The organism is Nocardia sp. NPDC057272, assembly GCF_042668615.1.
In the GTDB taxonomy this organism is placed as follows: Bacteria; Actinomycetota; Actinomycetes; order Mycobacteriales; family Mycobacteriaceae; genus Nocardia.
Genome location: NZ_JBHUYK010000002.1, coordinates 261,530 through 276,533, shown reverse-complemented (window position 1 = coordinate 276,533; position 15,004 = coordinate 261,530). Strand labels below are relative to the sequence as shown.

General features: G+C 67.4%; 15 protein-coding genes and 1 pseudogene. 9 read left to right on the top strand and 7 right to left on the bottom strand.

The window, feature by feature from the left end:
• Window positions 1–29: 29 nt before the first annotated feature.
• On the bottom strand, window positions 30–311 hold the full coding sequence (locus tag ACFULV_RS04255; RefSeq protein ID WP_378652972.1) for a hypothetical protein: 282 nt from the start codon (window positions 309–311) through the stop codon (window positions 30–32).
• 398 nt (window positions 312–709) lie between these two features.
• Between ACFULV_RS04255 and rph the strand changes: the two genes are divergently transcribed.
• Genes rph through ACFULV_RS04240 form a run of 3 tightly spaced genes read left to right on the top strand, consistent with a single transcriptional unit; the run spans window position 710 to window position 4,430 of the window.
• A complete protein-coding gene (rph, locus tag ACFULV_RS04250) occupies window positions 710–3,316 on the top strand; it encodes a rifamycin-inactivating phosphotransferase (RefSeq protein ID WP_378652970.1) in 2,607 nt (868 codons plus the stop codon).
• 58 nt (window positions 3,317–3,374) lie between these two features.
• The gene (locus tag ACFULV_RS04245) at window positions 3,375–4,085 is read left to right on the top strand and encodes a Gfo/Idh/MocA family protein (protein ID WP_378652967.1); all 711 of its coding nucleotides are present in this window, start codon (window positions 3,375–3,377) and stop codon (window positions 4,083–4,085) included.
• A 6-nt stretch (window positions 4,086–4,091) separates the two neighbouring features.
• A complete protein-coding gene (locus ACFULV_RS04240) occupies window positions 4,092–4,430 on the top strand; it encodes a hypothetical protein (RefSeq protein WP_378652965.1) in 339 nt (112 codons plus the stop codon).
• 30 nt (window positions 4,431–4,460) lie between these two features.
• Here the strand turns inward: ACFULV_RS04240 and ACFULV_RS04235 are convergent, their stop codons facing one another.
• Window positions 4,461–5,405 carry a LysR family transcriptional regulator gene (locus ACFULV_RS04235; RefSeq protein WP_378652962.1) on the bottom strand — a complete coding sequence of 315 codons (945 nt, stop codon included), beginning with the start codon at window positions 5,403–5,405 and terminating at the stop codon, window positions 4,461–4,463.
• A 108-nt stretch (window positions 5,406–5,513) separates the two neighbouring features.
• On the opposite strand from ACFULV_RS04235, the gene fdxA reads away from it, so the two are divergent.
• From fdxA to ACFULV_RS04215, 4 genes are all read left to right on the top strand, one after another.
• Window positions 5,514–5,849: a ferredoxin gene (fdxA, locus tag ACFULV_RS04230; RefSeq protein WP_378628822.1), complete on the top strand. Its 336-nt coding sequence runs from the start codon at window positions 5,514–5,516 to the stop codon at window positions 5,847–5,849.
• A gap of 91 nt (window positions 5,850–5,940) precedes the next feature.
• Complete coding sequence (locus tag ACFULV_RS04225; RefSeq protein ID WP_378652961.1) at window positions 5,941–6,861, top strand: D-alanyl-D-alanine carboxypeptidase family protein; 921 nt, start codon at window positions 5,941–5,943, stop codon at window positions 6,859–6,861.
• Between the two features lie 40 nt (window positions 6,862–6,901).
• The gene (locus ACFULV_RS04220; RefSeq protein ID WP_378652958.1) at window positions 6,902–7,555 is read left to right on the top strand and encodes a hypothetical protein; all 654 of its coding nucleotides are present in this window, start codon (window positions 6,902–6,904) and stop codon (window positions 7,553–7,555) included.
• Window positions 7,556–7,558: 3 nt separating this feature from the next.
• Window positions 7,559–7,933: a hypothetical protein gene (locus ACFULV_RS04215; RefSeq protein ID WP_378652956.1), complete on the top strand. Its 375-nt coding sequence runs from the start codon at window positions 7,559–7,561 to the stop codon at window positions 7,931–7,933.
• Here ACFULV_RS04215 and ACFULV_RS04210 read toward each other — a convergent pair.
• Together ACFULV_RS04210 and ACFULV_RS04205 are read right to left on the bottom strand one after the other, a co-directional pair.
• Window positions 7,829–8,947: a hypothetical protein gene (locus tag ACFULV_RS04210; protein ID WP_378652953.1), complete on the bottom strand. Its 1,119-nt coding sequence runs from the start codon at window positions 8,945–8,947 to the stop codon at window positions 7,829–7,831. The genes ACFULV_RS04215 and ACFULV_RS04210 overlap by 105 nt on opposite strands.
• A gap of 98 nt (window positions 8,948–9,045) precedes the next feature.
• Complete coding sequence (locus ACFULV_RS04205) at window positions 9,046–10,056, bottom strand: glutathione S-transferase family protein (RefSeq protein ID WP_378628833.1); 1,011 nt, start codon at window positions 10,054–10,056, stop codon at window positions 9,046–9,048.
• A 142-nt stretch (window positions 10,057–10,198) separates the two neighbouring features.
• Here ACFULV_RS04205 and ACFULV_RS04200 point away from each other — a divergent pair, with 142 nt between their 5' ends.
• Window positions 10,199–10,540 (top strand): LysR family transcriptional regulator, encoded by a 342-nt coding sequence (locus tag ACFULV_RS04200; RefSeq protein WP_378652951.1) that lies wholly within the window; start codon window positions 10,199–10,201, stop codon window positions 10,538–10,540.
• A 187-nt stretch (window positions 10,541–10,727) separates the two neighbouring features.
• Here the strand turns inward: ACFULV_RS04200 and ACFULV_RS04195 are convergent.
• Window positions 10,728–11,438: pseudogene (locus ACFULV_RS04195) on the bottom strand (oxidoreductase); the annotation flags it as partial.
• Window positions 11,439–11,782: 344 nt separating this feature from the next.
• Here ACFULV_RS04195 and ACFULV_RS04190 point away from each other — a divergent pair.
• Entirely contained in the window at window positions 11,783–13,258 is a 1,476-nt protein-coding gene (locus ACFULV_RS04190; RefSeq protein ID WP_378628838.1) for an MFS transporter, read from the top strand.
• Between the two features lie 94 nt (window positions 13,259–13,352).
• Here the strand turns inward: ACFULV_RS04190 and ACFULV_RS04185 are convergent, their stop codons facing one another.
• Window positions 13,353–13,703 (bottom strand): calmodulin, encoded by a 351-nt coding sequence (locus ACFULV_RS04185; protein WP_378652948.1) that lies wholly within the window; start codon window positions 13,701–13,703, stop codon window positions 13,353–13,355.
• A gap of 174 nt (window positions 13,704–13,877) precedes the next feature.
• A complete protein-coding gene (locus ACFULV_RS04180) occupies window positions 13,878–14,909 on the bottom strand; it encodes a peroxiredoxin family protein (protein WP_378652946.1) in 1,032 nt (343 codons plus the stop codon).
• Window positions 14,910–15,004 lie beyond the last annotated feature (95 nt).

The following is a 15,004-nucleotide window of genomic DNA, read 5'->3' as shown; positions in this document are numbered from 1 at the left end:
CCGCATCCCTGCCTGCCGCACCGGTATGGCTAGGTGTTCTGCTGCTCCGGTTCGATATCGAGCTGGAGGGGGAACTGGCTCACAGTCCATGCGGCCACCGCGGTCGACGCCAGGACGTGGAGCAGGTAGATCGTGCAGACCAGGCCGATGCCGTAGTCGCGCATCCACGCACCGAGGGGAATCAGGGCCACCAGGTCGAGGCCGAGCATCAGTAGCGACAGGAGCAGGGCAGGCGCGGCCCAGGACGGCGGGGCCGGTTCGGCGGAAGAATCGGTCGTGGGCAGGGAGTCGAAAGGGTTCTCGGTGGCCATGGTGTCCTCACAGGCAAAGCCGGGGGCTGGACGCTGCGTGCTAGCTGATCTGTCACATATTCGGGGTCGCAGGCGGCCCGGATCGGCGCGCGAGGTGAAAATCTCGGCATCCGCAATCGATGGGCAACATGGCACAAGCGCCCGTCACGCGGCAGCGGTCGGCTTTCGGAGGCCGGTTGCCTCGCGATGTGGCAACCCGGGTCCGATCAAGGCGGATCGGGGCTGTGGTCGACTGGAATCCGGTGTGGTCACGGAATTGCCGCCGGTGTCGGGCGCACGAACGCTCCCGTTGCTTTCCCCCTTCTACTGTATACACGATTCCGGGCCCTCATGAGGCGCTGAATCCTGGTCCATAATCGCTCGCGTTAGACCGAAACCACCAGGTGAGGAGTAGCGGGATGGCCTATGTGCTCGGGTTCGACGAGATCGATCGAACAATGGTCGCGATTGTCGGCGGTAAGGGTGCGAACCTCGGTGAGTTGTCGCGGATCGACGGTGCCGAGGTGCCGGACGGGTTCTGCGTGACGACCGATGCCTTCGATCGGACGGTGGCGGGGGAGCCGGCGCTCGATGCTCGGCTCGACGAGGTGTCGCGCCTCGAGTCAGGTGATCGGGCCTCGATCTCCCGGCTGAGCGCGCAGCTGCGGCGCATGATCGAGGAGCTGGTCGTGCCGGACGCGGTCGTGGAGGCGATCCTCGCCGCGCATACTCGGCTCGGAGCAGAGGACGCCTGTGCCGTGCGATCCAGTGCGACGGCCGAGGATCTGCCGGGCGCCTCGTTCGCCGGCCAGCAGGACACCTTCCTGAATGTCGTGGGATCGGCGGCGATCGTCGAGCATGTCCGCCGGTGCTGGGGTTCGCTGTTCACCGAGCGAGCGGTCACCTATCGACTGCGAAACGGCTTCGACCAGAAGAAGATCCGGATGGGTGTGGTCGTGCAGCGGATGGTGTTCGCGCGCGCCGCCGGCATCCTGATGACGGCCGACCCCCTCACCTGCGACCGGACGGTCGTGTCCATCGACGCCGGTTTCGGTCTCGGTGAGGCGCTCGTGTCGGGTCTGGTCAATGCCGACGTCTACCGGGTTCGCGACGACCACATCACCGACAAGACGATCGCCACCAAGAAGATTCGCGTGGAGCCGGTCCCGACAGGCGGCACCCAGGTGCGCGAGATCGCGGGAGAACACCGGAACGAGCCGGTCCTCTCCGATGAGCAGGTGTTGCGGCTCGCGCGGCTCGGCCGCCGCATCGAAGCGCATTTCGGCAGCCCTCAGGACATCGAATGGTGTTCGGACGGTGATGTTTTCCGCGTCGTGCAGAGCAGACCGATCACCAGCCTGTTCCCGATTCCCGCCGCCGACGACCGGGAGAACCACGTCTATGTGTCGGTGGGCCATCAGCAGATGATGACCGACGCGATGAAGCCGCTGGGGCTCTCGGTGTGGCAGCTGACGAGCAACGCGCCGATGCGCGACGCGGGCGGCCGGTTGTTCGTCGATGTCACCGCGATGGTGTCCGTCCCGGCGAAAGGCGCCGCCTTGGCGGCGGGACTCGGCAAGTCCGACCCGCTGATGGGGGACGCGCTGCGCACAGTGCTCGAGCGCGGTGACTTCGTTCGTCCAGTGCCAGAAGAGGATTCCGGCGCACCGGCGGCGCCGTTCGGTACCGCCCCCGTGCCGATCGAAACCGATCCCGATATCGTCACCGCGCTCATCGCGCAGAGCGAGGCATCGCTGGCGGCCATGAAGCGCGACATCGCGGATCTGTCGGGACCGCCGCTGCTCGATTTCATCCGGACCGATATCCAGCAGGAGCTGCGGCGGGTCCTGTTCGCTCCCCAGGGTTTGCAGGTGATCATGGCCGCGATGGAGGCCACGGAGTGGCTCAACGATCGATTGCGGGAATGGCTGGGCGAGAAGAACGCCGCCGACGCACTCACCCAGTCGGTCCCCGGCAACGTGACATCGGAGATGGGTCTGGCGTTGCTGGATGTCGCCGATGTGATCCGCCCGCATCCGGAGGTGGTGGCTTACCTGGAGCGGATCGAGGGCGACGATTTCCTGGACGGTCTGGCCGATCACCCGGGCGGAGACGACGCACGAGCCGCGATCGAGAGGTTCCTCGGCAAGTACGGCATGCGCTGCACCGGCGAAATCGACATCACCCGGCCGCGCTGGAGCGAGAGTCCCGCCACGCTGGTACCGACGATTCTCGGCAATATCAAGAACTTCGGGCCGGGCGAGGGCAGGCGTCGCTTCGAGGACGGCCTGCGCGAGGCCGAACAATCGGAACAACAGATTCTGCGACGCCTGCGCGCCCTCCCCGAGGGGGAGCAGAAGGCCGCGGAGACCGCGCGGATGATCGAGCGTGTCCGCACGTTCTCCGGATATCGGGAGTACCCGAAATACGGCATGGTCAGCCGCTACTTCGTCTACAAGCAGGCGCTGCTGCGCGAAGCCGAACGGCTGGTGCGGGCCGGTGTACTCGACGAGTCCGGCGACATCTTCTTCCTGAGATTCGACGAGCTGCAGGAGGTCGTTCGCACGCAACTGGCCGACCGGGGCCTCGTCGACGAACGACAAGACGCGTTCCGGTCGTATCGGTCGCTCACCGCGCCGCGAGTGCTCACCTCCGACGGTGAGGCCCTCGCCGGGGCGTATCGGCGTGAGGACCTTCCCGCCGGGGCACTGCCAGGCTTGGCGGTCTCGGCCGGGACGATCGAAGGGCGCGCCCGCGTCATCGCCGACATCGCGCAGGCCGACCTGGCATCCGGTGACATCCTGGTCACCGCCTACACCGATCCGAGCTGGACCCCGCTGTTCGTCGGGATAGCGGGACTGGTGACCGAAGTGGGCGGCCTGATGACCCACGGTGCGGTGATCGCCCGCGAATACGGCCTCCCCGCCGTCGTCGGCGTGGAACACGCCACCGAGCTGATCCGCGACGGGCAGCGCATCCGCGTGAACGGCACCGACGGGTACGTCGAGATCCTTGCGGAGCGGTAGGCAACTGATCGAGGGGGAGTGACCTGCTCGGCAAGAAGTATCCAGGAGGCATCAAGCCATGCGCGTAGGTGTGGTCGGTCTGGGAATGGGCTTGTATCTGGCGACGTGGTGTCGGCGATTGGGTATGGAGGTGGTCGCCGCCTGCGATCGTGACCCGGCCCGGCGGGCAGCAGCGGCCGTTCACCTGTCATCGGCGGCCGTGTTCGAGGATTGGCGCGTCCTGCTGGAGTACGACCTCGACGGGGTGGTCCTCGCCAACGACTTCGACGAGCACGCCCCCTTGGCCGTCGCCTTCCTCGACCGCGGAATCCACGTGCTCTCCGAATCCGCCGCGTGTGCGGACGAGCGGCAAGCGATCGCGCTGCTCGCGGCCGAACGACGCTCGGCCGCGACGTACTCGTTCGCCGAGAACTACGTCTTCCATCCACATGTCCAGCTCCTTCGAAAAGCCGTCGAAGCCAGGGAGATCGGACGGGTGACGCTTGTCGAGGCGGACTATCTGCACGCGATGTCGCCCGATGATGTCTCGAGCCTGATCGGCGATCCGAATCACTGGCGTGGTCGTATCGAGCCGACGGCGTACTGCACGCACACCCTGTCGCCGATCCTCGCTCTCACCGGCGAGCTGCCGACCGAGGTGACGGCCTTTCCGGTCGACACCACCGATTCCAGGTCCGCGGTGGTCATGGTGGTCCGGCTCAGCGGCGGTGGTCTGGCCGTGACCCGGCACGGATTCCTGCAGGGCGAACCGGACAGCCACTGGAGCTAGTTCTCGGTGCGCGGTACCGAGGGGCTCGCCGAATCGGTCCGAGCACCGGGCGCTCGCGCCTGGTCGGTGCGCGTGCGCAAAGAAGGCTGGACCACTGGTGACGGCGTCACCCGCGACGAGGAACGCGCACCCGCCGCCGTGACGCTGCCGGACGGCACCCTGGTCGAACCGAAGGCTGAGGGCACGGTCCGAATCCTCGAAGGCTTTCGTGCGTGTGTCGAGCGGGGTGCGCTACCGCTGGTGCCCGTCGGCCCGGCGGTCGCGGCGTCGCTGGTCGGTGTCGTGGGTGCGCGCTCTCTGCGCAGCGGGTCGTGCCCGGTGTCGATGCCGAATCTGTTCGTGTGATTGAAGATTCCGTGCCAGGCAAACGATGGGTCAGTCTCGCGGCGGTCGTCGTACTGTCGGTCGGGCCGCTTCGATGCGGGCGGCGAGGTCGACCAGGTCGCCCGCGGGGCCGGATGGTGGGGTGCTGCGGTGCCAGATGGCGCGGAACTTTCGGGTCAGAACCAGCGAATCGGCCAGGTCGACCTCGTGCAGAGTGCCCGCACGGAGTTCGTGGGCGACGATCAGCCGGCTGACCACCGCGGGGGCGAGTCCGCTGCGGGTGGTCGCGAGAATGGCTGCGGCGGAACCGAGTTCGGCGGCGGGCCGCGCGGGGGTGCCGTGGATCTGTAGCGCGGCCCAGACGGTGTCGCGTGTCCCGGATCCCTTCTCGCGCCACACCAGCGGCGTATCGGCGAGTTCGCGTCGGCTCACCGGGCGCGTGCGGGTGGCCCACGGGTGGGTCGGTGCGACGACCACGACCAGCTCGTCGGCCACGAGTACCCGGCTCCCCAGCCCCGCGGGTGCCTGCGGGCCCTCGACGAATCCGAGCACGACCTCGCGATCGCGCACCGCCGTGGTCACCTGCTGGGAGTTCGCCACGTCGAGTTCGACGGCGAGCTCGGGCCGGAGCTTGCGCAATGCCGCCAGCCACTGCGGAATCCGGTGGTCGGCAATGGTTTTCGAGGCGATGACATGCAGTTGTGGTGACAGTTCGCGGTGCAGGTCCGCGACACCGTCCATCAGGGCGAGTCCCGCGGCCAGTACCGGCCGACCCAGTTCGACCACGGCCGCACCGGCATCGGTCAAGGCCGAACCGGTGGGTCCGCGATCGATCAGCCGTAGCCGTAGCCGCCGTTCCAACGCGCTGATGCGCATGCCGACCGCGGGCTGGCTGATGCCGTGTCGGCGCGCCGCGGCGCCGAGGCTGCCCAGCTCTGCCACCGATACCAGGAGATCGAGCACCTCCAGCGCAGGTGTTCCGGGCGGCAAGCTCATAAGGAAACCTTACGAGGTGGTGGATATCGGGGGCTACCCGCCCGCGAGCGCGCGCACCAGGATCAGCACTGCCGCAAGTTGCGGGCCAGTACAGCTGAGGAGCACAACATGACGTTCGTGGTCGGCGCCGCCTGCGTGGACATCCTGGATCGGGCCTGCATCGAGGAGTGCCCGATCGACTGCATCTTCATCGGCGATCGGATGGCCTACATCCAGCCCGACGAGTGCATCGACTGCGGCGCGTGCGAACCGGCCTGCCCGGTCGAGGCGATCTACTACGAAGACGATCTGCCGCCCGGCCAAGAACAGTTCGTCACCGAGAACGTCCGCTTCTTCCACGAACCGCTACCCGGACGGGCCGAGCCACTCGGTCAGCCGGGCGGCGCGAGTTCGGTCGGTGTACTCGGCGTCGACACGATCTATGTCCGGGAGTTCCAGGCATAGTTCCGGCGGGTTGGACCGGAATGGCAACGAGTTCGGTGAATCGAGGGGGTAAATCCCGCAGGTCGGCATAGTTGTACGCCAGAATGTCGCCATGCGGACATTCGCCAAGGTGTTGCACGCTGTCACTGTCGGGGTTCTGATCGTCGCCGCTGGTCACGGTGTTGCGGCTGCCGCACCCTCCGGGAGTGCTGACGGTCTGCTGCCGTGGCCGGCCGCCGGGCCAGACGGTGTTCAGGCCTCGGGCGCGGCGTTGGCGGAGGGGCTCACCGGGACGGTGGTGTGGTCGCGCGAGGCGAACACCCCGGTCCCGATCGCCAGTATCGCGAAGGTGATGACGGCGGTGGTCGTGATCGTCAGCGGTGACCTCGAACGGCCGGTGACGGTGCCCCAGGAAGCGGGCGCCTACTGTGCCAGGGAAAACGGCAGCACCGCGGGACTGGTTCCCGGTGAGGTGCTCACCGCGCGCCAACTGCTCTACGCGCTGCTGCTGCCGTCGGGCTGCGACGCCGCCTACACCGTCGCCGAATCGTTCGGTCCCGGCCAGGGTGGTTTCCTGGCCAGAATGAACGACACCGCGCGGGTGATGGGTTTGGCCGGAACGCATTTCAGTGACCCGGCCGGTATGCCGTATCCCACCGATCACTCCACCTATTCCACCCCGGCGGACCTGGTCGCACTGGGTGTGCGGGCGATGAACCTGCCGCTGTTCCGCGAGATCGTCGGCGCGCGGGACTTCCACGTTCCCGCCGGACCCGCCAACCGCGAGCACCACTGGGAAACGACCAACCGCATGCTCGACGAATATCCCGGCACCATCGGCATCAAGACAGGCAACACCGACGCCGCGGGACACTGCCTGATGTTCGAGACGGTGCGCGCCGGCATCCCGCTGATCGGTGTCGTCCTGCACAGCTCCGACCACAGCAGCGCCGCCGCGCGGCAGGACGCCGAGCGCATGCTGAACTGGGCCTACGACCCGATTCTGCGCGTTCTGCAACCAGTCGGGGGCTGACGACCGGCGCGATCCCGGCGCAACGCTTAGCATTCGGGATGTGCGCGGTGGCAGATGGTTTCGGGTCCTCGTTTGCCTGGTCGTACTGGGCACCAGTGGGTGCGTGGGCGCGGTGGACCGGGCGGATTTCGAGGATCAGCTGCGAGCGCGCGGCGGCGGGTTGGTGAGTTCGTTGCCGCAGGAGGCCATCGCGGCGCTGAGCCGGCGAACCGGTGCCATCGACCTCGAAGCGAACGTCATCATGCTCACCCCACCGAATTCGACCCAGTTCCGCCTCACCTTGAACGACCAACCCGCCCAGATAACCCGATATCTGTCCGGCGACGAGGTACTGGCCGCTCGGGAACCCACCGTGCGCCTGCGCGTTCGGCCACCTGATCGATCCCGGCAGCTCGACGACTACTCCTTCGCTCTCGGCGCCCTCAGCGCACCACGTCCGGTTCGGGTCTCCGCCGCCGACGACCTCGACGGCGAGGATTTCGCCGTCAGCGAGGTACCCGGTCTGTCGCGAATCGAAGATATCGTCGACGCCGCCCTCGCCCGAAGCGCGCTGCCCGACGGGCAGGTGACCGTCATCGTGGTGAGCCGTTTCGGCCGCGAGATCCGCATCGTCGCCAATGTCTTGTCGCCACGCTCGGAGATGGTCGCCGAATTCGACCGGACCGGCACCTTCCTTCGAGTGCGGCAGGTATAGCGAATGCGACGCGTCCTGATTTCCGCGGTGTCACTCGCCTGCGCCGCCGCCTTCCTCACCATTCTCATCGCTGTTGCCATCTGGCCGGGCGAAGCGAAACTCACCGCACCCCTGTTCTGCTCACCACCGGCTACCGAGCCGGTCGTCGTCTCGGACACCTTCCACGACTCCGAAGGAACCTCGACCAACTTCACCCTGTATTGCGTCAGTGACCGCGGGTTTCTCACCGACGAGGGCTTCGCGCTCCCCGTGCTGGCGCTCTTCGTCGCCCATCTACTGATCTTGATCGCCCTGTTCGTCCTCGCCGCCCTGATCAGCCGCATCGGACAGCGGACCGAGCGATCCGATGGGCAGGTCGAACGGTTGCGAGACAGCTGACGCCGGAAGGCCGCCGTCACCTTCCAGGTCGACCTGCAGATCCACCGAGAAGTGGTCGATCGGTAGTGGATTCCCCGACTCGGTCATCGTCAGATTCTCCGAACCGAGCCCGACTCGGTGCAGGAAGACCACGGTGACAGTGGCGGCGGCCCGTGCCCGGTCGGTCGGCCACATCCGGGTGGCGCTGCCGTCACCGCAGTCGACGAAGCCGAGCCGGTCCAGGTGTGGGCGGGTGGCCTCGGTGGTGAAGGCGCGCAGGCGGATCTCGGTCGGCGACAGCTCGAGTTGGGCGTAGCGATCCGGTGTCTTGTCGCGGTCGAAGAAGTGCAGGACGAGCGGTTCGGGACCGGGGCCCAGCGCTCGCATGGCGAGGTGCACGCTGCCCAGCAGGTCGGTCAGCAGACCACGCAGGTGGCCGAGGGTGTAGACGCTCCAGATCTCGCTGCCGCGCCCGGCCGAACCGGCCGACCAGGTGAAGCTGACCTCGTAATCGTCGGCGCTCGTGACCGAGACATCGTGCTCATCGTTCGGGACCCGGTCGGCTTCGTCGATGAGATCCGGGTAGTGGTACTGGGTTCTCCAATTCCCCCACCTGCGTTGGGCATCCGCATCGAGGGACTCGATCCGTAGCGACACCGTGCCGTGGTCGGAGAGCTCGAGGATGCGCAGGGCGTCGCCGTCGACCCAGCCGACGCCGAGATCCGACAGGCCGCAAAACCATGTCGGTGCACCCCACGTTGTCACCGTCAGGTCCAGGTAGTGACGGAACTGTTCGGGCTCGATGGTCGCGACGGCGATGGACAGGTGCGCGCGCTGCTTACCGTCGGCACCGCGGTCGTCGTCGATGCGGCCACCGGACGGTGTTCCCGGGATGACCACCACGCCGTCACCCGGACACAGCCACCCCGCAGTACCGCACACGTGCTCGATGTCGAGCCGGGTGACGGTGCGGAAGTCGCTCGCGCACAGCTGCGTCAGCAAGTCGGCGAACCAGGCATCGGGCACGGTGTCCATACCCGAGCACGCTAGCGCTGAGCACCGACACGAAACCGTTTCGACGTGTCACCGAAACTGTTGCCCCGCTTGGCTATCGGGCCGGGAGACAGACGGCCTCAGTCGATCGCGGGGACCTGCTCGGCGGGGATCGGCGCAGGCGGTGGGGTGCCGTCGCCGAAGGGGCGCCCACCCAGTTCCTCACGGTGGTGCGGGGTCAGCCAGTTCGACAGGTCCGGCCCCGCGGGGACGATGCCGGTGGGATTGATATCGCGGTGCACGACGTAGTAGTGCTCTTTGATCTGCCCGAAGTCGATGGTGTCGCCGAAGCCGGGAGTCTGGAACAGGTCGCGGGCGTATGCCCACAGCACCGGCATCTCGCTGAGTTTGGTGCGGTTGCACTTGAAATGGCCGTGATAGACGGGGTCGAAACGGGCGAGTGTGGTGAACAGCCGCACATCGGCCTCGGTGATGGTGTCGCCGACCAGGTAGCGCTGAGTGCTCAGCCGCTCGGTGATCCGGTCGAGTGCGGCGAAGAGCCGGACGTAGGCGGCGTCGTAGGCGTCCTGATCACCGGCGAACCCGCAGCGGTAGACGCCGTTGTTGATGTCGCGGAACACGTCTCGGTTGATCTCGTCGATCTGCTCGCGCAGCGGTTCGGGGTACAGCTGCGGTGCGCCGGGCCGGTGGTAGGCGGCCCATTCGGTCGAGAAGTCGAGGGTCATCTGCGCGTAGTCGTTGGTTACGACCTGCCCCGTGACGATGTCGACCATCGCGGGCACGGTGATGCCGCGCGGATAGTCCGGAAACCGGGCCAGATAGGCATCGCGCAGACGGTGGATGCCGAGCACCGGATCGACCTCGCCCGGATCCAGATCGAAGGTCCAGCTGAGCTTGTCGTGGGTGGGCCCGCACAGCCCGAGCGACAGCACCGGCTCGAGCCCGAGCAGCCTGCGCACGATCAGCGTGCGATTGGCCCACGGACACGCCCTGGCCGCGACGAGCCGGTAGCGCCCCGGTTCGACGGGATAGCCTTCACGTCCGTCGGCGGTGATCCGCGTGGTGATGTAGTTGGTATCGCGGCGGAACTCGCCCGCCTCGACGTAGGTGCCCGCATCGGCATCGCTCACCGCCCCAGTCTCGCACACCCCGCGCGCTGGACGGCTCGACGCCGTGCACCGCTGGTCGCCGACGTACCGATCGTGGCCGGCCCGGAGCTACCGGGCCTAGCATCGCGGGGGCAGCTCGACACCCTCAGGGAGGAACCCGCCGATGAGCCTTCGTCAGTTCGAGTACGCCTTGGCGGTGGCCGAAGAGGGGTCGGTGACGGCGGCGGCGGAGATGTTGCACGTTGCTCAGCCGTCGGTGTCGCAGCAGATTCGCGGCCTCGAGCGGGAACTCGGCGTGAAGGTGTTCGCTCGCACGCCGACGGGACTGGTACTCACCGTGGTCGGTCGTGCGTTCCTGCGCGAAGCGGAGGTCGCGGTGAACGCGGCGCGGCGGGCACGGGCGACGGCGCGGGCGGGCGCCGACGAGCTGGTGGGTGAGCTGGTGGTCGCGGCGCAGATGGGCTTCGGCACTCGTCAACTGCCGCATGCGCTGCGCCGCCGCTAGCCCGTCGTCGCTGTCGTCCGCACCGATCCGGGCCCGGCGGAGGCAGCCCTGCTTGAGCTCCTTCGCCGCCAGACCTGGACCGAGGCCGCGTCAGTCCCGCCGGCGCGCTGACCGGCTTCAGCCCCGGGGGAATTCGGCCCCCGTCGACGAACAGATTGGTTCCGGTCAGCCAGCTCGCGCGGTCGGAGACGAGGAACAGCACCGCGTCGCCGATGTCGGCGGGCCGTCCGTCGCGCCCCAGCGGCGGCGTGCCGATCGCGGTGACGGTGTCGCCCGCCGTCGCGTCCATCCTTGCCCACAACTGCCGGGTCTCTTCACCGCCGGGGGTGGCGGTTCTGCCCGGCGACACGGTGTTGACCCGGATTCCGGCGGCGGCCAGGTCCAAGGTGAGTCCCCGGCTGTAGGTCTGGAGTGCGGCTTTCGCGGCCACGTAGTGCAGGAACTGTGGTGCCGCGGTGGAAACCGCGGCCGAGGAGACGTGCACGATCGCGCCGGAACGCCGTTCCCGCATACCCGGCACCAGCAGCGAATCCAGCCGCACCGAGGCGAGCAGGTTCAGGTCGAGCGCGTCCTGCCACTCGTGGTCGGGGATGGCCGAAGCGTTCGCGTGCGGTCGCGCACCACCGGCGTTGTGTACGAGGATGTCCACCCCGCCGAGCACCTCGTGCACGGCTGCGGCGAGTGCCTGTGCGCCGGCCGGTGTTCGCACGTCGGCGGTCACGAAGGCGGACCCGTCCGGAATTGTGTTCGTCGCCGATCTGGCGGTGGTGAGCACCTGGGCGCCCGCGTCCAGGAGCTGGCGTACGACGGCCGCTCCGATTCCGCGGGAACCGCCCGTGACCAGAGCTCGTTGTCCGGTGAGTTTTCGCGTGTGCGAAACATTCTCGATCGTGGTCATGCCACCGGTCCTCTCGATTGCGTATTCGCCCGACAGGCAGGGGATCGACGTGTGCGGCGCGCGAAGCTTCGATGAAATCGCGGTGCCTCCCTCGTCGAGCTGTTTCGCGGTATGTCCGGAAAACAGCGCGAGGCAAAGACGAAATGTCAGCAGGTGGCATAGGGAATTCCTCTGTCGGCCCGGTACTTCCGCCGGTGCGAGTCCCGCTGCTGTCGTCGGCCGGTGGCCGTCTGGCGTCCGGCTGAACCCGCCAGTACCCTGTGCCCGTGAGACCGATGGGCAATGCGCCGGGCGGGACGGCGCGACCGCGTGTCGCTCTGACCGCAGTCGCTGTAGTGGTATTTGTGACCTTTCTCGACACCACCGTCGTCAGCGTGGCGCTGGGGGATATCCGGCGTGATCTGAGTGCGGACGTGACCGCACTGCAGTGGGTGGTCAACGCCTACACCGTGGTGTTCGCCGGGCTGATGCTCGCCGGTGGGTCGCTCGGGGACCGCTGGGGTCGCAAGCGGGTGATGATCGTCGGCCTGGTGATCTTCTGTGCCGGGTCGGTGGTGTCGGCACTCGCGAGCAGTGTCGCGGTGCTCATCGCCGGTCGCGCGATCATGGGGCTCGGTGCGGCGGCGTCGGAGCCGGGCACACTGTCGGTGCTTCGGCACGTCTTCCCGGACGACCGCACGCGCGCGAAGGCGATCGGGGTGTGGGCGGCGGTGTCGGGGCTGGCGTTGGCGGCGGGACCGGTGCTGGGCGGCGTGCTGGTCCATGCGTACGGGTGGCGCTCGATCTTCTGGTTCAACCTGGTGATCGCGGCGGTGGCGCTCGTCGTCGCGCTGTGGTCGGTCCCGGAGAGCGCCGACCCCAGCCCCGAGCCGATCGACTGGGCAGGCGCTCTGCTCGGCGCCACGGCTTTCGGGTCGGTGATCTATGCCGCGATCTCCGGTCAGGATCGCGGCTACACCTCGCCCTCGGTGCTCGCGTTCTTCGCGATCGGTGGACTCGCGTTCGCCGGGTTCATCGCCGTCGAAACACGGGCCCGCGCACCTATGCTCAACTTGCACTACCTGCGCTTTCCGGCAGTGCGTAGTGCGCTGATCGTCGCCTTCGCCGTCTACTTCGGCATTTTCTCGATCTTCTTCTTCACCGCGTTGTATCTGCAAGTGATGCAGTCGTACTCGGGTGCGCGTACGGCCACGGTGTTCGCGCCGATGGCCGCCATGATCGTGATCGGCTCGCTGGTCGCGGGGTTCTGGGTGGCGCGGCGCGGCGCGCGCACACCGATGATTCTCGGCTGTGTGGTCGGCGCGGGCGGGATCTTGCTGACCCGCCATATGCTGTCCGGTGAGCTCCACGATCCTTCGCTGTCGGCCGCGATGGCGGTGGCGGGCTTCGGCTTCGGGATCGCGGTGGTGCCGTTGACGTCCGCTGTGATGTCGGGAGTTCCGGCGGAACACTCGGGAATGGCTGCCGCGGTGACCAATACGATGCGCCAGGTCGGCTCGGCGTTCGGTGTGGCCGTGCTCGGTGCGCTGGTGAGTGGATTCCTGTCCTCGGACCTGAAGGCGCGCATGAACGAGCTGGGCCTGCCGACCTCGCTACAGCCCGACGCCATTCAAGCCGTGGAACTCGGGAAGATCCCCGAGGGCGTCGATATCGGCCCGTATCTGAAATACCTGTCGAAGGTTTCCGAGGTGCTCAATGCCGGCAAGGCGGCATTCCATCACGGACTCGACGTGGCTCTGCTCGTTTCGGCGGTGATGATCCTCGCCGCGGCGGCATTCACCGCCCTCGATGCGGCACGCCACCGGACGGATATCACCTAGCTCCGGTGCCACCAGCTTGCGGTGCCACGAACGCACTCGCGAGCCTTGATTCGAAGGGTCCGGCCGGCGCGCGGCGCGCCGCCCGGAGCCGATGTCAGGCGCTGACCGAGGCCGTCACTTCCCGCGTCAGCCGCGATGACCACGGGCACCAGAAACAGCCGGGAAGGAAGGCGCCGCACGCCTCGTCGAGGTAGTCCTCGGTGTACTGGATGCTCGAATCACATACTTCGATGGCCATGGTGAAGAAGGTGATGGTGTCGGGGTCCAGGTGGAAGCTCCACTCCGGGTTGTAGCTCTGCTTGGTCTTGCGGATCTTGCCCATGACGTGGGTGGACATCGTTTCCTCGCCGGACAGGATCCGGCGTGCCTCGGAGATCCGCTGTTCGTTGTTGAGCTGGAAAATGAATTCTTTTCCGCTGTAGTCGGTGAATGCAAAGAGCGCCATGACATTTCCCCTTGGTCGATGTGTTCGGCTAGCGGGAGTCGAGCGTGTTGCGAGGTCGAGTGTATCGGCGGATTCGCGGCAACATGAGCGCATTGCGAATGAAACCCGTTGGGAAACAACGGGTTTAGGGAATCAGTCGGTTTCTGTCTGCGAAACGGGGCAATAGGGGAGCGCCTATCGGCGCGTCCCTGAGGCGAGCTCGTCTCGACGAGGTGATCGCCGCCCCGCCTCCGTCTTCGCTGTGGTGATCAACTCGCGCACCGCGATGGCACCCCGGGCGACCGCCGCCGCGACCCGCCCGTCCGCGCCGATCAGCACCGCCGACGGCGTTCCCCGGACCCGATAGCGGAGAGCGGCCTCATTGCCCTGTTGCACCAGGACCGGGATATCGCCCACCTCCTGCGCACGCCCCCAGGCGGTATGTTCAGCGAGATCGCCGTTGCCGACCAGCACGACGGTCAACGTTTCCCGCACGCGCGAGTGCCAGCGCGGCAACTCGCGGGCCAGCGCCGCGCACATTTCGCACCCCGGATGGACGAACACGAGCAGGATCGCCTTTCCCGGCGCGAGCAACGACGCCAGATCGATCCGCCCACCCTCGGCGGCCAGCAACTCGAACTCCGGTGCTACCGCACCGACCGGCAGCCCCTCGGCGCCGAGGGTCGACAGGGCCTGTTCGTCGACCCGCCGACGAAGTGCGTGCAACTCCCCGAGCGTCCAGGTCAGCACGACCGCCAGCATTACGATCAGCACGAGACCCACGCCGGCCTCGACGGGCAAATCGGCAGGGACCCGTGGGTATCGGATCGCGCCGACCGTGACCAGGGCGGCGAGCGCCAGCAGCAGGCCGTTACGCACCAGTGTCGCGGGCCCGATGGGCGCCGAACTCGCCGCGCCGAAGCAGGAGCAGCTGGGATGCTCGCCGCGCAGCAGTAATCGCACGATCGCCGCGGTGAACCCGGCGAGCAGCAGCGCGGACGCCGCGCCCGCGATTCCCGCCGTCCACGGCAGCATCAATCCCGCGGCCACCAAGCCCTCGGCCACCGGTAACCCGATCGCCGCCGCGGGAACCCACCTGATGTCTGTCCCGAAGTCGACCAACGCCTTCCGTGTCGCGGGCCCGTCCGCCAGCTTCCCCCATGCCGACAGTCCGAAAGCCCCGGCCAGTACCAATCGCGAACCCCACACTCCGTATTCGATCAGCATTCCGGCACCATCCCACAGCCGAAGCGGTCTGAAAGATGATTCGCTGGAACAGCTTTCACCACGCGAGTTCTTCGGTTACCACGGCGAGTCGCGTG